This is a genomic window from Floridaenema evergladense BLCC-F167 (assembly GCF_041929205.2).
In the GTDB taxonomy this organism is placed as follows: Bacteria; Cyanobacteriota; Cyanobacteriia; order Cyanobacteriales; family Aerosakkonemataceae; genus Floridanema; species Floridanema evergladense.
This window is the reverse complement of record NZ_CM171625.1, coordinates 1130424-1152237: the sequence shown is the minus strand read 5'-3', so window position 1 is coordinate 1152237 and position 21814 is coordinate 1130424. Positions and strand designations below refer to the sequence as shown.

Genomic DNA, 21814 nt, shown 5'->3' with positions numbered 1-21814 from the left:
CAATTAAGGATTAAAATCAAATTCGCTTTCCACATTCACACCCAGCCAATCTCCAGTACGAGTTTGACCAATAATGTAAATATGTATCCAGTTCCAAAAACTGCAACTAATCATTTTCTTTTCCGAAAAACTTTGCTGAAAAAACCGATTTAATAAATCATATCTCGGTTTGGCTTCCGTCTCTTCATCGAAGATTTCCTTAAAATTAAATCGATGGAATTGAGCAATTTTTAACATTCCTGCTTGACGTAAAGCTTTTTCTAGAGCTTTTTCTTTGGTAGTTCCTCCAGTTAGAACGAGATGATAATTAAAACTGTAATTATAGCCACCTCCATAATATCCATAAATTGTCAATGGTTCTAATTCGGCAATAATTTTCTCAATCTTTGTTTGGAAAACTAAATTAGCTTCGCTTAACTGATGAGTGCTATTATCTTCAGGTAAATCGGAAAGGGAAAATTGATTTTCGATTTTTGTTTCTTGAGCAACAGTAGGCGAAATACAAATCCAATCATTGCTTTGAGTTTTGCCAATTAAAACACAGAAAGAATAGATCCTACTACAACTAAATTTTAATACTTCTACCTCTTGAAGTTCCGAGCAAAAAAGTTCTAATATCCCTTGATATTTCTGGGTTCTCTTAACTCTCGTAACTTCATCAACTGCATAATTTTTATTCCTGCGTCTGAGATAATACGGATCGAAATCTGGATCGAGAGAACCTTTATTTTCAACAGTTTGCCAATTCTTCAACGCGACTTCAATATCCGTTAGTTGAATCCAGTCTTCAATATAACTTAGATTCAAGATATCTAGTTCGCCTTTTTCTTCACTATCCCAAACAAAAGTAAGGAATGATGAGTAATGATTATTGGGAAGGCGAAATTTAAGTGGTGGTTCTATCAACAGTTGTAAAGTTCCTAGAAGTTGTTCAGTTTCTAAGTTCATAACAAATTACCTCCCAAATAAAATTATAAAACAGCTTTGGCAGTTGCTCTCACAATTTTATTACTATCTTGTATAAGTTGTTGGCGAATTTCGTTTGGAGTCGATGGATTATCAGCAATAGCATAACGTTCAATCCAAGATAAAGATTTCACATTTTGCTGTAGTACTTCCACTGGGGTTAAAGGATGCAATAATGCTACAAACCGGACAAAAGCATTAGGAGATTGGACGTATTCTGACAGCAATGTGGGTAGATTATCAATGTTAGGTTTGTAAATACGACTTAATCCTCGTAAAGTTGTATTAGATTGAAAAGTTTTTGATGGCAATAATAACTCTCGCAAAGTTTGGCGGATAGATTCTGGAGTATTATTATTCTGAGCAACGACACGACGAACTTCGACTTTTTCATCTTGCGCCAGTCTTTCTAACTGAGTAATCGATAGGTTAGGGTTAGATGCAGCAGCAGCACGAACAGCAAAGTTTTCTTCTTGTGATAAATACTCGATGATATAAGCTGGAGTATTGGGATTAGCAGCAATTTGCGATCGCACTTCTAAACTAACATCATCTGCTAACATTTCTAAAATATCAGATGGGCATCCAATTTGAGCCGCTACAGCTTCTCTGACTGCTATTATTTCATTTCTAGCTAAGTTTATCCAAATGTTTGATGTTGCATTTTGGTGTTGTACAACCGCACATAAAACATCTTTGTCTGTTTCATTTTCTGCTAACCATTCTAAGGTGCTACTAGGTGTATTAGGATTTTTTGCTACATCAAGGCGAATTGATATAACAGGCTTGCGAGCGATGAATTCTAAAGCAGCAGGTGGAGCATCTTTTCGCAGTGCAATTTTAGTTGAAACAGTGTGATAACAACCAATTTCTTCGGGATTATCTAATCTCGCCATTTCTATAAGAATTTCAGTCGGAGTGCGAGGATTTTCAGCTACAGTTTGACGAACCAAGTTATACTTATCAAAAGCCAATCTTTCCAGAGTATTACTAGCTGTATTCCTATGAGCAGCGACTACAAATCGAATAAAATCTATGGGATTATCGGCTAATCGATCTAACAGTTCAGTAGGTAGTTGAGGATTTTTAGCGGGGAAAATTTTCTCTAATTCCTGATTATTTTGAATTTTCAAGATTACCTCAGTTATGACGTGACTCGGTGTATTTGGATTGTTTAAAACCTTGGCTCGAACTGTCTGACAAAAATCCTTTACTAACTCGCTCAAAACTTCTTTAGGAGTATCTTGATTGAGTGCTACATTACTCCTGACAAATTCTGAGGAATCCTTAGCTAATTCTGTTAAAATTTCAGCAGCAACTTGTTGAGGAAGTTTTTTTCCTGCTAATCTAGCGCGAACTGAACTATCAGAATCACGAGCAAGTTCTAGACATAATTTGGGAGTGATATTTTTATTTTCTGTTACTACCTGGCGCACTATTGTATCGGGATGTTTGGCAAGTTGTTCTAAAATTTGAATCGGTGTTTGAGGGTTACGAGCGACTTTGTAAAGAGTTTCTTTGTTGCTAGTTTTGATTACTTCGGTTAGTGCATAAGGGCTATTTGGTCGTTTTATCATCAATTTATGTGCATTTTCTTTTTCCTGTTCTGCTTCTTTTTCTAATAGTAATCGATAACGTTCTAAAGGGGAAAAGTTAGGATTTTTGAGTACGGTTTCTCTAACTGTAGAAACATTATTTATCGTTTTTTCAACGGGTTGTCTCACCATTTGTAACAAGATTTCTGGGGGTGTTCCCGGATTTTCTGCTACAAAACTTCTGGTTGTGCTATTGCTATCTTGTGCTAGTTCTGCTAACATCCAAGCGGGGGCATTGGGATTGCGTGCGATCGCTTGACGAGCCACACCAGTTTTTGTCATCATTTGTGCTAAAATTTCCGGTAGAGTTTGCGGATTTCGAGCAACAGCTTCTTGCCAATTCTGAGAGCCAAGTTGCTGAAAATATGCCAGTCTTTCTGCTTCGGGAATCGCTGGATTGTAAGCAAGTGCTAATAGTAAATCCCGATTTTCCTTGCCACTAGAGAACGGTTTTACAGGTTGAGTAAGTTGATTCTTTAACTGTTCTCTTATCTCTACTGGCGTGTGAGGATTACCAACTAATGCAACGGCTGTAGAACGATAAAATTCACTATCTTTGATTTGGCTTTTAACCAGTTGTAAAATATCAAAAATATTTTGCACAGTTTGGTTTAATTGATCTGATGGTAATCCCGGTAATAATTCGTTCCAAAAAGTAGGTAATACTGGCGGATTGTCTCCAGCTTTTAAATCATCGATTAATCGCTCTACAATGCCAAAGTTTTGGATTGCTTCCATCCAGCGATCGACATTTATCCTAATGTTTGCCGGATATAAAACTCGGTGTTTTAAGTCAAACATTACCCAATCCGCAGTAGACTCAAAAGAGGAAGCATTTGGTTTATATTCCGATGCCAAAACTCGATGAATTTCTCGTAATAATTTAGTCTGATAAAATTCATTTTCTGCCATTGTTTGCAAAATTGAAACAGGCGTATTGGAATCTTTCGCTACTTTCGTTTTAACTCGATCGTCAGGATGGTTTGATAACACTCCCCATAACTGCATTTTGATGTCTGTTGGGGTTAAAGGATTTTGTGCTACTGCTAATTGAACATTAGGAACTTCATATTGACTTAATCGCTCTAAAATTTCCCTCGAAACTTGGGGATGTTTCGCCACATTAACCAAAAATTGCAGCTCGTCTTCAATCCATTTCTCTAAAATTTCTGAGTCAGATATATGCTGAATGTTTGCTAATTTCTCTGCTCTTAATTCCTCTACATTAACATTCGCTAATTGGGCTAAAATTTCGCTTGGTGTATTAGGTTGTTTTAACAGCAAATGTCGCAAATCATTTTGTTTCCAAATAGGTATATCTTTGTTGGCTTTCTGAAAAAAACGTTCTATAATACTAGCAGGTAAATTTTGGCGACTTTTCATCAAATGAAAGTGTGTTGGGAAGAGTCGATGCAGCATTTCCTCTGTGGCGTTAGGATGGGTGACTACAGTTCCCTGAATTGCTTTTTCTGGATGTTCTATTAATACTTCCAAAATATTGGTAGGCGTTTGAGGATTTCTCCCAACTGCAAGTTGAATTTTAAATACAGAATCTCTCGCTAATTGCATCAAAGTTTCTGCGGGAGTTGATGGATTTTGTGCTACTGCTAAACGAATCCATTTCCAACGACTTTGCCCTAATGTTTTGAGTTGTTCGCGATCGCTATTCCAATCGCTAGCTATAGCGTGCTGTGCCTCTATTAACTCAATTAATTCAGGTGGACAAATAGCATTAAATTTGACCGCCAAGCGAATTGCAAAGTCTAAGTCTCCTGCTAATTCTTCTAGAATAGCTAATGGTGTTTCTACTGATTCTGCTACTTGTAATCTTGGTTCTATAGTTGGTTCTTTAGCGAGTTTTTCTAACAGTTTGAGGCGATATCGTGAGGGTAAGTGAGGATTGTGAAGTCCCTGGATTATGTGTTCGCTCGGAACCCATTCACTGAGAAAATAATCAGGTACTGGAGCAAATTTTAATAACTCGACGGCGAGGCGATCGTTCTGTCCTAACTGCGTATTTCGTAACTCTGTATCTACCGCTTCTGGCAAATTTTCAGTTAATTCTCCCGCCCAATTTACGTGCAGTCTTGCCGTTTGCGCTACTTGCGGATCGGTACTGTGGGTGAGGACTTCGAGGAGTTGGCGCGGTGTGGTGGGATGATTGGCGATCGCTAAGTGCAAATCCCGACTTTCGGAAGCTAATCGTTCGGGATTATCCAAAAAAGTCTGTAAATCGGCTTCATTCATTGGCTCTGGTAAAGGCATAAATTCTCCCTCTTTGACAGGATTAGCGGCAAGTAAAAGCTCATCTTTATTAGTATTCCCACAAACAAATCACGCATATAGTACATTTACATTATACTTGTGGGAAAAACTTGGAAGTAATGACGATCGATCTCCGCCCTGCTACGCCCGCTGATGTGGCACTGTTACGACACTGGGATGAACAACCTCATGTGATTGCCTCCGATCCCAATGATGACTGGAACTGGGAAATAGAACTGGAACGCACGCCCGAATGGAGGGAACAATTAATTGCTCAAATTGACTATCGCCCGATTGGATTTATCCAGATTATCGATCCGGCAAGGGAGGATAGTCACTACTGGGGGAATGTGACAGAGAATCTGCGAGCGATCGATATTTGGATCGGGGAAGAGAGTGATTTGGGTAAAGGCTATGGAACAAAAATGATGCAGCTAGCACTGGCTCGATGTTTCGCCGATCCTTTAGTGATGGCTGTATTGATCGATCCACTTGCGAGTAACACCCGTGCTCATCGCTTCTACGAACGCCTTGGCTTCCAATTTGTTGAGTGGCGACAATTCGGTGAGGATGAGTGCTTTGTTTATCGTTTGAATCGAGTAGATTGGCATGGTGAAAGTGCGATCGCACAGGAGCATAAAAATTTTGGCACTATTTGATTCTTGACACCTTGGAAATTAATGTAATACACTGTAGTATAAAGTTAGGATACCTAGATTAACAAGGCGAAACATCAACGACCTTGGGCAAAATCTTGTAAATAGATATAAAACCCGGATGCCAGCTATGAAATAAATCAAAAATCGAAAATCAAAAATTGAAAATCGAATGACTGGAGGAATTATGACCACCCGTGAAACTGTTGCAGCTGGAAGTGAAAAATTTAATTATACTCTGAAGAAACGAAGTGGTGGTCCCGGTTAATATGCGCGGGTAATAGGACAATTGGAAGCGTGCGATAAACTATTTATCTTTGAAAATCGAGTTACCAGAACACCAATTCAGTAATCCCAAAAACCGGGTTTCTTTGGCTTGGGGTAACAAAATATCGACTGCGCTAGAACACCAATTCAGTAATCCCAAAAACCGGGTTTCTTTGACTTGGGGTAACGAAATATTGACTGTGCGAGCGAAAGAAACCCGGTTTCTCATCGCCGACGACAATACTGAATCGGCGTTCTAGTGGTGCAATTGAAGTACCATCCGAGTTTATTGGTGCTGTGCAAAGTAATTTGTTATCCCTACGTGCAGTACTCACAGGGTTAAATTAATAGCAGGAACAACAAAATAAAATCTCTGCTATTTCGGATTAAGTAATTCAGCTACTAATCTTCTGAAACAAAAACACATTCTTAGGAAACAGGAGTTTTGCCTTTTAGAAAAAAGAGTAAGCTGTTCCGCATTTAAATTGGATTGTTTGGAAACAGAAGAAAATTCGTCTAATTCTCTCCCCTGCTCCCCTGCAATCTTAATAAGTGATTTAAATGCGTGACAGCTTATCGTGGGGGACAAGCTTGCAATTCAGTTGTAGGGGATTTACGAGGACGGGGATATGGGGGACAAGCATCCCAATCGGTACCGAAGCTTACAGAGGAAGAACGCAAATTAATATTAGCTAGAAAATTAGCAGTCAACTCACCAAGAGAGATTCCTGTTGTTCGTCTCCAGATCGAAAACACGATAATGCTACGCATCGTTGACGCGATCGGACTGGATGAAAAGGCGATCGAACTGCTCACAAACCATCTACAATCAATTAAGCTACCAGAAGGATGTAGTGGTGATTTAGTGTTTGAATTGCGGGTGAAGAAAAGGCGAGTTAGACAAGTTGTTTGGGATGAAGAAGCATCTTCTTTGAAAGAACAGAGTACGATCGAGCTAATTAGGCGTAAGCTCTTCACTTGGCTACCTCCGCGAACTATTACTGGTACAATTCTCATTCAGATCAGAATTCAAGCATAGTCTAAAGCAGCAATCAATACTGGAATTTTCCAGTATTGATTTCTCTGTTCGGTGGCATAATTATTGCGATCGGGAATTTGTCTGAAGAACGCCAACAAGAAGTATTAGATTTTACTTGTGGGTTGGAGCAAAAGCGATCGTGTTCCCAATGCGATCGACTTTTGTGATGGTTAACCCTGTTTGGTTAAATCAAGAACGATCGCTTCCACAATTTTGTACCCGTGCAGAGTTAATTACACAAAACTCTGGGCTACAAACCTTGTCTATTAAAGAATCTGCCAAAAATCAGTGTGTAATTAATTCTGTCCAATTACTTAAAGCGTGTTCTAGTTGACTGACCGCTTCTCCACCATACTGTCGATCGCCACGCGATCGCAGAATCTCCACTATCTGATGTAAAGTCGGTCTAGTCATAGAAAATTAGAACTTAAACGTAGTTCGCACAACTCCAACCATGATTGTATCATTGTCGCTGTTGTGTTCCGGGCTAGTAATCACAATTACCCCCGGAGTGATGGCAATATTTTTGTTAATTTGGTAGCGATACAAAGCTTCAAAGTGAAAAGATGTATCTCGATCTTCATTAGCAGCGATCGTGTTTCGCGTCACTTTCGGTGGAACACCAAAAACAATAGCGCCCAAATTGCCTTTTTTCCCCAAATCAGGGAAGACTAAATTGGTTGTAAAGTTCAAGATATTCGCATTTTCATCGCTCACTTTTGAGTCAGCGAACATATAGTCAAACCACCCAGAAAGCACTACTTTTGGGGTGATGCGAAAACTCGCGCCAAACTGCACCGAATCAGTAGTGGTACTCACATTACCAAAAGGTCGGCGAGCCAATAAACTACCAGTACTAAAAGTAGTATTGACACCAGTATTCCCACCACCAGGAAAGTAAGAATGGCTGTAAATTAGTCCTAATTCTAAAGTTTTCACTGGTCGAATTAGTAATTGTGCCAAAGCCGAGTAATAGCCATTAAACAGACCATTTTTATCTGTAGGATTTGCCGCATCACCAGCTAAATAGCCTAACGTTAGTTCAAAATTTTGGCTAAATTTATGTTCGATCGTTGCACCTGCACCAAAGCCCCGGTAAATTGGGCTGTAACGTCCAAAGCGGGAGATTGAACCGTCGCCACTTCCTTCTAGATAAGGGTTGATCGTGTAGATCAAATCGCTATATTCAGCGTTGACAGCTGAAAGGTGAACGGTTGTTTTTGGAGTAGGACGAAAGCGGTAGTAAATGTAATCAATATCAAACTGATTGTTGTTATTGCCATCGAACGATAAACGAGTCATATTTGTACCCGTAAAACTCCCAGAAAAGGAAGTGATATTTCTCGCTTGCAATCTTACCCGCAGACGATCGCTACCCACAAAACTAGTATCAAAATTCAAACGCACCCGACTAGCTAAAATCGTGTTGGTGACATCATTACGGAAACTCGCTTCATTAGCAGCAGTTAATCCACTAAGACCAGCGGTGTTAAGGTTGCCAGCACCGTTCCGGGTAGCTCGATCGCCAAAAGTATCAGCAACAGCAAATATAATCTCTGCATTAAGTTTTGTTGTTGTCGAAAACTGTTGACTTTCCAACTTCGTAGTCCGAGCTTCCAAAGCATCAACTCGACCCCGTAAATTTGCCAATTCCGCTGCAAATTCTTCCTGCAATCGTCTCAAAGCTTCTAAGTCTTCTTTGGTTACAGAACTGGTGTTAGAAGCAGCAATTAATTCTTGAATTCTGTTTAAACAGGCATTAAGTCCAGCCGCAAATTCGTAGCGAGTCATTGCTCGATTACCACGATAAGTGCGATCGGGATAACCCTCAATACAACCATAGCGCTCTACCAAAGACTGCAAAGCCTGAAAAGCCCAATCTGTAGGGCGAACATCAGATAATTGCGAAACCGCTGTTACTTGAAGTTGAGTTACTGGGTCTACATCGACAATCTGTGCAGGCTCAACGGAAGAGTTAGTATCTGTATTAGCATAAGCTGGACTCGCTATCGACATGGTTAATAGCAGCATTCCCAAGGAAAAGTCAAAAGTCAAAAGTAAAAAGTTAAAAGAAATCTTTTGACTTTTTTCTGCCTTCTTCATTTCTGTTTTCATAAAAGTCTCCTCACATCCACATAAAATTTGATTTGCACGCTGGCAACCTGAATTTCTCAAGAATTAATAAAGCCAGCTGCTTTTAAGGCACTCCACGCACGATTTGAACAAATTTCTGGGTTTAGATCGGCGATCGCAACCCATTGAATCCCCTTTGCACCAATTTCTGGGTCATTGCTGGTAAACGTTAGCGGTTTGAAGTCCAGAGAGCATTGATAAATTAAATTCAGCGTGTGCAAAAGTTGTCCTTGTGGTTGAGGAAAAAAGCCTTCCACTACCGTTAACAACCGTTCCACCTGAAACTGCTCTAAACCTGTTTCTTCTTTAATTTCTCGCCTCAGTCCGTCCAGCAACCTCTCACCGGGTTCTAATCCGCCTCCCGGCAAGTCCCAACAGTCTGGTTCTGGTGGGGTAACTTGATGCAGCAGCAAGACTGTATCGCCATCGATAAATAAACCGACAACGCTAACGCGAAAATGAATATTTGCCTTCATAATTACAACTCCATTGCAACCACCTCCTCTGCCAGTCCAAAAGATAAAGTCATGCCAGCCCCTCCCAGTGCATTGACAATGGTTACTCCCGGTTCTGGATGGGCGATCAACTCGGTAGAAGGGGTTGGGGGTTGGGGGTTAGGGGTTGGGGAAATTTCTTCTTCCCTATCACTTAACCCCTGACCCCTAACACCTCGATCGAGGATTTTGGCGTAAATTCCGTGCCAAGTTTCTGCTATGTGCAATGAGGGGGGATTGGCAAAAGTTTGAAAGTAATCAAGAATGTATTTGTTTAAGTCGGCGCGATCGAACGGATTCGGATTTAAACCATATTCATGTGTATCCCCAATAATCAACTCTCCTTGATAATTTTGCGACACCATCACATGAATTCCCCATTCCACAAAGTAAGGGGTTTCTGTTTTGATTCTTTCTTTCAAAGCTGGTAACGTGGCACAATGGTCAAAAGACTTGTAGTGCGTCAGGGTTAGTCCGGCGCAAAGTGCTGCTCCTAATCGCCAGTTGTCGGGTTGGGGAATAGTTCGCAACATTTGCAGTTTAACTTTTGTGATGCCACTTTCTTGATAAATAGCCGGATACAAAGTTTCAAAATCAGCACCACTGCAAACGTAAATTCGATCGCAACTCCACCGTTCATCCCCAGCCTTTAAGGTTGGATGTGCAATCTCTGTTACTGCCCGATTAAATTTGAATTCTACGCCATAAGCCTGAGTCAAGAAAGCGGGTATTTTAGCGATCGCTTCACGGGGATCGACAATCACCTCAGTTGCGCTCCAAAGTCCTCCCAGCAGCCTATCCTTGACTGCGGCTGGACTTTTTTCCATCACCTGTTCGGGTGTCAGGAGAGCGATTACCCCACCGTTGACGGGGGGGTGGCGAGTTTCCACAAACTCTCGCAAAACATCCAATTCATCCTGACGGTATGCTAGATGCAGCGAACCGGATCGATCGGCATGAAATCCAGCTTTTGCAGCGACTTCCAGCCAAATTTCCCGCGATCGCAAAGCTCGATCTAACAAAAACCCAGCTGGCTGACCGATCGGCCACACCATGCCAAAATTACGGATGGAGGCTCCGACTGCGGTGGGAGTGCGATCGAAAACAACTACCTTCAAACCCCGTTTTGCAGCTGCCAAAGCATGAGCTAATCCAACAATTCCGGCTCCAATAATAGCAACATCTGCATGGTTTTCACTCATATTAATTCAATCCAACAAACTGGCTAATTTTGTTTGAAATTCGGACAAGGAAGCAAACAATCCATCATTGGGATAAGCTGCTAACTGTTCTCTGGTGTGAGTACCGTTTGTCACCCCAAAAGAGTAGAGACAGTTGGCATTAATGCCAGCGGCTAAATCAGAGGGAGTATCTCCGATCGCAATTACAGTTTTAGAATCAATAATCCCCAGCTGATACATCGCTTTTTGAATCATGTAAGGCGCAGGACGACCCTCATTATTAAAGATTTCTGAAGGTGTGACGGAAGCTTGAATTAACGAAGAATCTGAACCAATGTAATCGCTATTTAATCCTTGATTCCAGCCCAGTCGCTCTAAGATGATATTAGTAGCTTCTCGGTAAAATCCGGTTGTTAAAGCAATTTTAATTCCCTGTGACTTCAGCCAGGTAAATAAATCTAAACAACCTTCTGTCGGTGCAACTGGTTGAGTTCGATAATGAGTTTCTAGAATATCCTTGAATGCGGCAAAAGATGTTTCCACTTTTGTTTGGTAATCTGGACGATCGCAGCCAATTTGTTCTTGCCACAAAGTTTGAAAAACTCGCTTTTTTGGCAGTCCCATCATGGCAACTACGCGATCGGAACTAGCAGTTAAGTCAGTCTGTTCAGCTGCTTTGAAAAAACAGTATTCTACTTCTCTATCATCTCTAACAGTTGTTCCTGCCATATCGCAGACAACTAATTTAATATTTGACATTTTTTTCACCTTTTTTTCGTTAGTTTTGAGTTATAGTTAACTCAAAACTCAAAACTCAAAACTTAAAACTAACCATTCTTATCGTTTTAACCATGCTTGTGTCCGCTGTTGTAAACCTTTTGTGAGGAAGGAATAGAGCAAGCGAACTCCAATACTGGTACAAACAATTAATGTTGACATTGCTGCTGCTGGAGCAATATCTCCAGCATCATCCATGTTGACGATCGCCACCGCAGCTAAAGGCAAAGTAGAGGGATAAATAAAGATAATTGCCGAGATTGTCACCATCGCATTAATGAAGAAATAAATCCCAATTTCCAAAATGGCAGGTAGGGAAAGGGGCACCGTCACTCGCCAAAAGGTTTTGTAAAAGGGTACTCTCATAGATGCGGAAACTGCTTCAAATTCTGGATCGGTTTGTTTGAGAGCAGTAGTTGCAGTTAGGAAGCAAACTGTGTAAAAGTGGATAATGTTACACAGCACCAGGATTCCCATCGTGCCATAAAGCCAGTTGAATGGATTGATCAGAGAATAGTTAGTACCGGGAATGGGCCACAGGAGTTTGTTAAAAAAGAAGACATAAGCCAAACCTAGCACCAGACCGGGCAATGCTAGTGGTACGGTAGAAAGAAAGTAGTTGACCGATCGCAACCATTGAAATCCTTTACCCTTTTCTATCAAATAAGCGCCAATGAAAACAGCGATCGTGCCAAAAAATGCCGTATAAAGTGACATTTGAATGCTGTTCCAGTAAGCAGTATAGCCGCCTCCACCAACAACGCTGAAGTCGTAGTGTTTCAAAGAGAAACTAAAGTCATAAGGCCAAACATTGATAAAAGAAGCCAAAATGATCGTTAAAAACACGACAACTGCAAATCCGGCAATCAAGCAACAAATCCCAAACATTACCCAATCTAGTTTAGGATTGGGTTTAGGTTGCAATGGTACAGATTTGGCACTGACGAGGGCAGTTTGACGACGTTGCACAATGCGATCGATTACAAAGGCAAAAATCGTTGGTACTAACAGGAATACGCTGATTGTTGCACCCATTGAAAAGTTTTGTTGTCCGATGACTTGTTTATAAATTTCGATCGCCAGCACATTAAAACTACCACCGACAACCTTGGGCACGCCGAAATCGGTAAATGCCAAAATAAAACAAACAAAGATGGTACTGATTAAGCCAAACTTGACACTGGGAATCGTCACCGTTAAAAAGGTACGAATGGGATTGGTGCGTAACACTTCTGCTGCTTCATACACTCGCGCATCCGTGAGACTCAATGCCGTTGTCAGAATCACTACCGCTTGGGGAAAGCAGTAAAGAAATTCTCCGATAACGATACCATTAAAGCCATAAAGTCCAATATCCCAACCGGGGAAAAGACCAAACAAACCTTTTGTAACTAATCCATTGTTGCCAAATAAATAGACTAATCCGATCGCATTTGCCAGCGGAGGAACGTACAAAGGCAAAATACCCAACACCCGAAACACAAACTTACCTGGCATCGCAGTGCGAGTCAAAGCGTAGGCATAGATAAACCCTAGCACGACGGAAATTAAAGCAGTGGCGATCGCCATCGCAAAAGTATTAATCAACGAAGTCACCAACGAAGGCGTGTTGAGATACTTCGCATAATTCGCCAATCCCACCCAATTACCATCCGTATCCTCAAAACTACGGAGAATCATCGGATAGAGAGGAAACACCACACCCACCAGCAAGAACAAAGTTCCTGCCACTAAGATTGCCACCATAATCCAATCTTCACGGGTGGTAATGTGGCTTAATTTCTGGGGAAACAGCCGTCGGAGGAGTGGTAAAGTTGAAGGTGATGAAGTCATGATGGTTCAGCGGGAAACACGCGAATAAAATCAGGTGGCAGTTGAATCTGTAATGAAGTATTCGGAGCTAAATCCAAATCGCGAGCTTCATGGATTGACACTTCACAAGTGAGTCGTTCCTGGGAGTGGGGGTTAGGTGTTAGGGGTTGGGGAACTGCATTTTCCCTATCACCTAACCCCTGACCCCTAACCCCTTCTTTTGGGCGCAACACGATTTGGTAAACTGAGCCAAGGAATTCAATCCCTTCAATTTCAGCTGTCACCACATTGGGTAAGTTTGTTAAGTCATCGTCGGGATGCAATACTCGAATATCTTCCGGGCGAATTGCTACCGAGATTGGAGTGTTGGCAGGAAAGTCGAATGGTGGGGTTTGCAATTGCAAATTACCACAACGCATGGATTCTGTGGTGAGTACCACTCCCGGTAAAAAGTTCATCACCCCGATAAAGTTGGCAACAAAGGGGGTGTTGGGGCATTGATAGATCGATCGCGGTGTGCCAACTTGAGCAATATAACCTTTATCCATCACCACAATTCGATCGCCCATTGCCAATGCTTCTGCCTGATCGTGCGTCACCATAATTGCCGTTACACCTAACCGTTTTTGCAGTTGGGTAATTTCCGTCCGCAACTTCACCCGCACCTTCGCATCCAACGCCGACAAAGGTTCATCCAACAACAACAATCCAGGGGATAATGCCAATGCTCTCGCCAGAGCAATGCGCTGTTGTTGTCCCCCTGACATTTGGGCAGGATATTTGGAGCCAAAACCTTGTAACCCTACCATTTCCAGTAACTCTTCCACCCTAGCGGCAATCTCCTGCTTGGGACGTTTGGCGTTCTGGAGTCCGTAGGCGATATTTTGCGCCGCACTCAGGTTGGGAAACAATGCGTAAGATTGAAAGACGATGCCAAAATCTCGCTTTGCGGGAGGTAGTCGGGAAACATCTTTGCCACCTTGAAAGATCCGCCCGCTAGTTTGCTGCTCCAATCCGGCAATAATGCGGAGTAGAGTTGTCTTCCCACAACCGCTTGGCCCTAACAAACAGACAAATTCTCCAGGGTACACATCGAGATAAATATCTCGCAATGCCACAAACTGCCCAAAGGTTTTGTGGATATTTTCAATTTGCAGGTAAGGTTCTGGGCGTTCTTCTCTCAAATCCCCAACCTGTAAGGGCAATTCATGAATTGCCCCTACAGGTTGGGAAACTGTTCGGGGATCTGTTGTAACGTCATCTGATGAGTATGTCATGATAAATTCCGCTAAGGATCGGGATTTTCAGATTTCATAATTTCCGATCGGGATTTGAGGATTTGAGGATTTCATGATTTTTGATTCAGATATAAAAGCAATCCAGTAAATCCTTTTATCCTTAAATCCTGATTAGCTTTTCTTCTCTGATTTAGAATCAAATCGTTTTGTCCACTCTGCCAGAATTGCATCCCGGTTTTTTGCTGCCCATTGGAAGTCGTTATTTGGAATCAATTGCTTGACTGGATCGGCTGGGTAGCCTTGGGGTATGGGAACATCAGTTTTTACTGCTGTTACGGGAAATCCTTCTGCATAGACTTTTGATACTTCTGGGGAAATTGCCCAGTCGAGGAAAGTTTTAGCAGCTGGTTTGATGTTAGCTTTCTTGATTAAGGCGTTTGCTTCAATGTCCCAACCCGATCCTTCTGTGGGAAATACGGCTGCGATCGGTTCTCCAGCATTTTTTTGCTTCACTGCTCGATAGTCAAAGGAAATCCCGATCGGATATTCTCCAGACCCCGCAATCTTACAAGGTTTGGAACCAGAATGTACGTACTGCGCTACATTCTTATCCAAAGCATCTAAATATTTCCAACCTTTTTCTTCGCCTTTCATTTGCAGGATCGCAGAAACGGAGAGAAAGCCTGTACCAGAGGAGGCGGGATTGGACATTACGATTAATCCTTTGTATTCTGGCTTGGTTAAATCGGCCCAATTCTGAGGAATCGGTAATTTTCGCTTTTCCATTTCTTTGGTGTTGACGCAAAAAGCCGACATCCAGACATCTATTCCTACCCAATGGGGCGGCGTGCGATCGTCCTTAAACTTAGGATTCACAGCCTCCAAACCTTTTGGCGAGTATGGCTCTAGCATCCCTTTTTGATCGGCAGCCAGCAAACTCGAAGCTGCTAAACCCCATACTACATCTGCTTGGGGATTATCCTTTTCTGCTAGGAGTTTAGCGGTGACAACTCCTGTGGAATCTCGCACAATGTTAACCTTGATATCTGGATGCTGTTTCTTAAATAAATCTAAATACTTAGAAATTTGGTCATCTTCCAGCGCCGTGTAAACGGTAAGCGCACTCGAAGACGTACTCTCAGGAGTAGTGTTTGCTCCAGTTGTAGGAGCATTCGATGTTTGGGGATTTTGAACTACACAAGAGGCAACAATGATAGTCAAAAGGCACGAAAGCACTGTCTGCCAGCCAAACTGAAACCATTTATTCTTTCTAGCCATACTCTTAATGAAGAATACCAATTTTAATTTGTAGCCAGGATTTTAAACTAAAATATTTGAGAAAATAGTTGTCTAGGAGTTAATATTTGCTAATTATTTGGTTAATTTTGGGTTGCTCCCTCTTCTCAAAAACTGAAATGTTTCTTTACAGTTATGGGGAATGCGATCGCAAATGTGCCAATCCAGGCGGGTATGGATGCTCAACTTGCCAAACAACGGGGGGAAGATGCCGCAATAGCAATTCAAGGTTCGCTGATTTTATCGCAAGCATTGGACGATACATCCCTGTTTCGGCGGACGATTGAGCAATTACCGATCGCACTTTTAGATATTTAATATTTAGATATTTAATATAAAAAAGTTATTCAGCTTTTGATATTGTGACTGAAGAGTGGGGAACTCTAAAGATAGTGAGTATTTTCGCAAGAGCGCTAATACTCAACACTAAAATGATAAACTCTGCTGATTGGGCAGCAATAGAAAATAACTTAGGACTAACTTAACGAGATTATGAGTATAAGTGCGCTCTCCAACTTACCCGGTTATGAAATTACAGAACAACTCTACACTGGTACACGCACCCTCGTCTATCGAGGTATTCGCATTAGCGATCGACAATCAGTCATCATCAAAATCCTGCGAAGCTCACACCCAAACTTTAACGAACTCGTTCAATTTCGCAATCAATATACTATTGCCAAAAATCTCGACTTACCTAACATTATCAAAACTTTCACCTTAGAAGTATATGGTAATAGTTATGCTTTAGTTATGGAGAATTTTGGCGGAATTTCACTATTTGATTATCTCTCTTTCACCGCAGACAGTCTCAAATGTAGCTATTTACCTTTATTAGAATTTCTTGAAATAGCGATTCAACTGACAGAAGTTCTCCAGTATCTCTACCAAAATCGAGTCATTCATAAAGATATCAAACCCGCTAACATTTTGATTAATCCCCACACCAAACAGGTAAAATTAATTGATTTTAGTATTGCCTCTCTCCTGCCAAGAGAAACTGAAGAAATTCAGAATGCTAATGCTTTAGAAGGTACATTAGCCTATCTTTCTCCTGAACAAACTGGGCGGATGAATCGAGGGATAGATTATCGGAGTGATTTTTATTCTCTGGGAGTGACGTTTTATGAATTGTTGACAGGAGTATTACCATTTAGCGCCGAAGAGCCGATGGAATTGGTACATTGTCACCTCGCAAAACAGCCGATACGGATAGATGAAATTAATAGAGAAATTCCACTGGTTTTGTCAGAGATTGTCAGCAAATTGATGGCAAAAAATGCTGAAGAACGTTATCAGAGTGCCTGGGGAATCAAGCATGATTTAGATATTTGTTTAGCTCAATTACAAACTACAGGAGTAATAGAACCTTTTGAAATAGCCAAAAGAGATATTAGCGATCGCTTCCTGATTCCCGAAAAACTTTACGGTAGAGAAACCGAAGTTAATCAACTATTAACAGCGTTCGATCGCGTCGCCAATGGCACAACAGAAATGATGCTAGTAGCGGGATTTTCAGGAGTTGGCAAAACCGCAGCAATCAACGAAGTACATAAACCAATTGTGAGACAACGTGGCTATTTTATTAAAGGTAAATATGAGCAATTTCAACGTAACATTCCCTTGAAAGCATTCGTGCAAGCATTCCGCGACTTAATCGGGCAATTGCTATCAGAATCAGAGCAACAATTACAAACCTGGAAAACTCAGATATTAACCGCAGTAGGAGACAACGGACAAGTCTTAATTGATGTAATTCCTGAGTTAGAAAACATCATCGGTAAACAACCACCAGTCTTAGAATTATCAGGAACAGCTGCCCAAAATCGCTTTAACTTACTATTTCCAAAGTTTGTTCAAGTCTTTACTAGTAAAAAACATCCTTTAGTAATGTTTTTAGATGACTTGCAATGGGCTGACTCAGCTTCCCTGAATTTGCTAAAATTATTGATGCAAGATGCGGGATATTTATTAATATTGGGTGCTTATCGGGATAATGAAGTTTTCCCTCTCCATCCCTTCATTTTAACAGTAGATGAAATTGTCAAAACGGGAGCAACGGTAAATACAATTACTTTACCACCGTTAAAAGAATCAGATATGAATTGCTTGATAGCAGATACGCTTAATTGTGAATTGTCCCTAGCCCAAGATTTGACTAAATTAATTTATCAAAAAACTCAAGGAAATCCCTTTTTTGCGACTCAGTTCCTCAAAGCATTACATGATGAGAAATTAATTACTTTTAATTGGGAGATTCAGCATTGGCAATGTGATATTTCTCAAGTAAAAGCCTTAGCAATTACTGATGATGTGGTGGAGTTTATGGCATGGCAATTACAGAAATTGCCGAGAGAAACTCAGGATATTTTAAAGTTAGCTGCTTGTATGGGGGCACAGTTTGATTTGCATACTTTGGCAATAGTTTCACAACAATCAGAAACGGAGACGGCAGCTAGATTATGGAGAGCATTGCAGGAAGGTTTAATTTTACCGATGAGTAAGATTTATAAGTTTTATCAGCTGGAGGTAGATGATAACTTAAATTCAGAAAATGAAAAGGTTAATCAAGAAAATCCTCGATACAGATTTTTGCACGATCGCGTTCAACAAGCCGCCTATTCCCTGATTCCTGAAGATCGCAAGCAAATAACACACTGGAAAATTGGTCAATTGTTATTGCAAGGGTTATCTCACCAGCAACAAATTGAAGAGATTTTCAATTTAGTTAACCAACTGAATTTAGGCCGATTTGTGATTTCTAGTCAAGAGCAGAAACAACAACTGGCGCAGTTAAACTTACAAGCTGGACAAAAAGCCAAAATCTCAGCAGCTTATCAAGCAGCACAAAACTATTGCGCGATCGGTATTGATTTATTACCCAAAGAAGCTTGGCAAACTGACTATCAATTAGTCTATAAACTTTACTGCAATGGGTCAGAAGCAGCTTATCTGTGTGGCAATTTCGAGCAAGCAGAAGTCCTTTATGCTACAGCGATCGTCCAAGCGCAAACTTCCTTAGATAAAGCCGTAATTTATCGGATACAGATGACGCAATACCAACTTCAGGGACGGAATGCTGAAGCGATCGCTATTCAACGTCAGAGCCTCAAGCTGCTAGGATGGACAGTACCAGAAACACCAGAAAATATTCAATCTAGCCTCGACGAACAAATTAAGACAGTTAATAAATTTCTGGAGCAACAGAGGATTGAATCAATTCTGGAACTTCCCAAAATGGAAGATGCAATCATTGCAGAAATGCTGCGAATTCTACAAATTTTGTTTTATGCTGCATGGCTCAATGGTGAAAGCACTTTAGCATTATTAGCACTAGCCAAGATGACAACATTATCTTTGGAGTATGGTAATAGCGATATGTCGCCCTTTGGTTATGTAGGCTATGGTTTAATTGTTAATGCCCTCCTGAAAAAAGCGGCTCTAGCTTATCAGTTCGGCAATATGGCAGTACAACTTTGCGAACAGTTTGATAACGCTGATGTCCGAGGAATGACAAATTTTCTCTTTGCTGCTGACGTGCATAGTTGGAGTCGTCCTTTACGGGAAGCAGATACTTACTACGAAAATGCTTTCAAGTATGGCATGGAAGCAGGAAATTGGCTAACTGTCAGTTTTATGATGATGCAAAGTGGTTCCGATCGCCTCACTTATGGCAAACAACTGGATGAACTTTATGCGATCGCCAAAATTCATGCAGATTTTCTCCATCAGATCAAAAGTTTAGAAAATTTAGATGCTTTGATTGTTGGCGTACTGCAACCAATTCGCCATCTATTAGGGTTAACTAAGACAATTTTAAGTTTTGATGATGATAGTTTTAGCGAAACAGAATTTTTGCAGAAATATTGCCACAACCCATATCATTTAGCTTGGTTGTATTCGGTGAAAATTCGTCATGCTTATTTATTTGACCAACCCGCTACCTATCCAGATTTAATTCCCCAACTGAGCATCATTGAAAATACCATTTCCAGTCATGCCAAAGTCCCTTCCAGCGTATTTTATGTAGCATTAATGCACGTAGTTTTGATTGAAATTTCTAGTGATAAATTAACTCGTGAATCCCATTGGCAAGCCCTCGCATCCCTAGAAGAAAAGTTAGAGCAGTGGCAAAAAAATTGCCCAGCTAATATTGGTCATAAATATCTATTACTGCAAGCTGAAAAAGCGCGGATCGATGGACGAAAAGCAGAGGCAATTGATTTTTATGAGCAAGCGATCGCGCAAGCCAAAACTCAAAATTATATTTATGAAGAAGCGATCGCCAATGAACTAGCAGCTAAATTTTATCTGTCTTGGGGAAAAGAAAAAATTGCCTCTGGTTATATGCAAGAAGCCTACTATTGTTATGCTCGTTGGGGTACACGGGCAAAAATTGCTGATTTAGAACAACACTATCCTGAATTACTAGGGGCTATTCTTCAACCGATTAACCTAGCTATTAAATCGGGAGCAACACTTTCTGGAACCCTGAGCAGAACTAGCAACAGTACCAGTCACAACCAAAATGTATGGTTAGACTTTCCTGTGGTGATGAAAGCAGCACAAGCTATTTCAGAAGAAATTGAATTAGAAAAACTATTAACCACTTTGATGCAAATTGTTTTGGCTTCAGCGGGAGCACAAACTGGATTTTTAGTAATCGATCGCCAGACAGAGTGGGTGGTAGTAGCCAGAGCTAATCAAAACCATACAGAAAACTTACAAATTCCTCTAGCTGAATGTCAAGAATTACCCCAAAGTTTGATTTATTCTGTAATCAGAAGTCAAACAACAGCAGTTTTTGATAATCTCAGTTTATCGGAACAATTGATGAGCGATCGCTACATCATCACTCACCAACCTAAATCAGCATTATGTATTCCGATTAGCAAACAGGGAAAATTAATTGCCATTTTGTATTTAGAAAATAATCTTACAGAGGGAGCTTTTACTAGCGATCGCATTGAAACTCTCCAACTTCTTACTTCTCAAGCTGCTATATCTATTGAAAATGCTCGTTTATATCAACAAGTAGAAAACTACTCTCACACCTTAGAAGCAGAAGTAGCGCGAAAAACTGAAGAATTAAGTCAGAAAGCTACTGATTTAGAGCAAACATTGCAAAATTTACAACAAACCCAAGCGCAATTAATTCAGAGTGAGAAAATGTCAGCCCTTGGTCAACTGGTAGCAGGAATAGCCCACGAAATTAACAATCCAGTAACTTTTATTCATGGTAATCTTCCCCATATAGAAAATTATCTGAAAAACCTGCTAAGTTTGTTAGAAATTTATCAGCAAGAATATCCTCAAGACAATTCAGTGATTAAAGCGAAAATCGAAGAAATTGACCTAGATTTTATTTGGAAGGATGCAATTAAGATTCTGCAATCAATGAAAGTTGGCAGCGAAAGGATCGAGCAAATTATCCTGAGTTTGCAGAATTTTTCTCGCCTGAATGAATCCCAAACGAAATCTGTAGATTTACATAAAGGAATTGACAGCACATTGCTAATTTTACAAAGTCGCTTTCAAAATAGTGACGATCGACCAAAGATACAAGTGATTAAAGAGTATGGAAATCTGCCTTTAGTTGCTTGTTATGCTAGTGAGATGAATCAAGTATTTCTGAATATTATTAGTAACGCTATTGATGCACTTGAGGAAGTGAGTAAAACTAACAAAAATCCCTCGATTAAAATTCAAACTGAAGTTAGAGAAAAAGAGTGGGTAAGAATTGCGATCGCAGATAATGGTAATGGAATTCCCGCTCACATTCAAAAACGCATATTCGAGCCATTTTTCACAACTAAACCAGTAGGAAGTGGTACAGGTTTAGGTTTATCCGTCAGTTATGCTATTGTGAAAAAACATGGCGGTCAATTAATTTGTGATTCTCCCGTCGGTAGAGGAGCAAAATTTGTAATTGAGATTCCGATAAACTATCCACGATGAATTACAGTTGCACATCCTAGAAACATAGAGCGATCGCTCACTTGATTCCGAAAAGTGACACTCGCAAATATTAAAACTTTCTTTAAAATTTTCAACTTTCTCTGTGATGCAGACAACAGAGATTTTGGATAAGTTGT

The 21814-nt window shown here is 40.6% G+C and carries 15 protein-coding genes; 5 read left to right on the top strand and 10 right to left on the bottom strand.

All coding sequences use genetic code 11. The annotated features are described in order from the left end of the window. Positions 1-3: 3 nt before the first annotated feature. Together ACE1CA_RS05360 and ACE1CA_RS05355 are read right to left on the bottom strand one after the other, a co-directional pair. The gene (locus tag ACE1CA_RS05360) at positions 4-948 is read right to left on the bottom strand and encodes a hypothetical protein (RefSeq protein ID WP_413277300.1); all 945 of its coding nucleotides are present in this window, start codon (positions 946-948) and stop codon (positions 4-6) included. A 23-nt stretch (positions 949-971) separates the two neighbouring features. After that, positions 972-4826 (bottom strand): hypothetical protein, encoded by a 3855-nt coding sequence (locus tag ACE1CA_RS05355; RefSeq protein ID WP_413277301.1) that lies wholly within the window; start codon positions 4824-4826, stop codon positions 972-974. A gap of 119 nt (positions 4827-4945) precedes the next feature. Between ACE1CA_RS05355 and ACE1CA_RS05350 the strand changes: the two genes are divergently transcribed. From ACE1CA_RS05350 to ACE1CA_RS05340, 3 genes are all read left to right on the top strand, one after another. Beyond that, entirely contained in the window at positions 4946-5485 is a 540-nt protein-coding gene (locus ACE1CA_RS05350) for a GNAT family N-acetyltransferase (protein ID WP_413277302.1), read from the top strand. 829 nt (positions 5486-6314) lie between these two features. Further along, on the top strand, positions 6315-6788 hold the full coding sequence (locus tag ACE1CA_RS05345; protein WP_413277303.1) for an after-VIT domain-containing protein: 474 nt from the start codon (positions 6315-6317) through the stop codon (positions 6786-6788). Between the two features lie 35 nt (positions 6789-6823). Beyond that, positions 6824-6955: a hypothetical protein gene (locus ACE1CA_RS05340; protein WP_413277304.1), complete on the top strand. Its 132-nt coding sequence runs from the start codon at positions 6824-6826 to the stop codon at positions 6953-6955. A 118-nt stretch (positions 6956-7073) separates the two neighbouring features. Here the strand turns inward: ACE1CA_RS05340 and ACE1CA_RS05335 are convergent, their stop codons facing one another. From ACE1CA_RS05335 to ACE1CA_RS05300, 8 genes are all read right to left on the bottom strand, one after another. Then, complete coding sequence (locus ACE1CA_RS05335) at positions 7074-7202, bottom strand: hypothetical protein (protein ID WP_413277305.1); 129 nt, start codon at positions 7200-7202, stop codon at positions 7074-7076. A 6-nt stretch (positions 7203-7208) separates the two neighbouring features. Then, positions 7209-8903 carry an iron uptake porin gene (locus ACE1CA_RS05330; RefSeq protein ID WP_413277306.1) on the bottom strand — a complete coding sequence of 565 codons (1695 nt, stop codon included), beginning with the start codon at positions 8901-8903 and terminating at the stop codon, positions 7209-7211. Between the two features lie 56 nt (positions 8904-8959). Next, positions 8960-9397 (bottom strand): NUDIX domain-containing protein, encoded by a 438-nt coding sequence (locus ACE1CA_RS05325; protein ID WP_413277307.1) that lies wholly within the window; start codon positions 9395-9397, stop codon positions 8960-8962. A gap of 2 nt (positions 9398-9399) precedes the next feature. After that, positions 9400-10617 (bottom strand): TIGR03364 family FAD-dependent oxidoreductase, encoded by a 1218-nt coding sequence (locus ACE1CA_RS05320; RefSeq protein ID WP_413277308.1) that lies wholly within the window; start codon positions 10615-10617, stop codon positions 9400-9402. Between the two features lie 6 nt (positions 10618-10623). After that, positions 10624-11355 (bottom strand): HAD family hydrolase, encoded by a 732-nt coding sequence (locus tag ACE1CA_RS05315; RefSeq protein WP_413277309.1) that lies wholly within the window; start codon positions 11353-11355, stop codon positions 10624-10626. Positions 11356-11433: 78 nt separating this feature from the next. Beyond that, positions 11434-13206 carry a putative 2-aminoethylphosphonate ABC transporter permease subunit gene (locus tag ACE1CA_RS05310; RefSeq protein WP_413277310.1) on the bottom strand — a complete coding sequence of 591 codons (1773 nt, stop codon included), beginning with the start codon at positions 13204-13206 and terminating at the stop codon, positions 11434-11436. Continuing rightward, a complete protein-coding gene (locus ACE1CA_RS05305; RefSeq protein WP_413277311.1) occupies positions 13203-14462 on the bottom strand; it encodes a putative 2-aminoethylphosphonate ABC transporter ATP-binding protein in 1260 nt (419 codons plus the stop codon). The genes ACE1CA_RS05310 and ACE1CA_RS05305 overlap by 4 nt, the downstream gene beginning before the upstream one ends. Positions 14463-14594: 132 nt before the next feature. Continuing rightward, entirely contained in the window at positions 14595-15701 is a 1107-nt protein-coding gene (locus ACE1CA_RS05300; protein WP_413277312.1) for a putative 2-aminoethylphosphonate ABC transporter substrate-binding protein, read from the bottom strand. Positions 15702-15854: 153 nt separating this feature from the next. Here ACE1CA_RS05300 and ACE1CA_RS05295 point away from each other — a divergent pair, with 153 nt between their 5' ends. Together ACE1CA_RS05295 and ACE1CA_RS05290 are read left to right on the top strand one after the other, a co-directional pair. After that, the gene (locus tag ACE1CA_RS05295; RefSeq protein ID WP_413277313.1) at positions 15855-16037 is read left to right on the top strand and encodes a hypothetical protein; all 183 of its coding nucleotides are present in this window, start codon (positions 15855-15857) and stop codon (positions 16035-16037) included. Positions 16038-16211: 174 nt separating this feature from the next. Then, complete coding sequence (locus ACE1CA_RS05290) at positions 16212-21677, top strand: trifunctional serine/threonine-protein kinase/ATP-binding protein/sensor histidine kinase (RefSeq protein WP_413277314.1); 5466 nt, start codon at positions 16212-16214, stop codon at positions 21675-21677. The last annotated feature ends 137 nt before the right edge of the window (positions 21678-21814 follow it).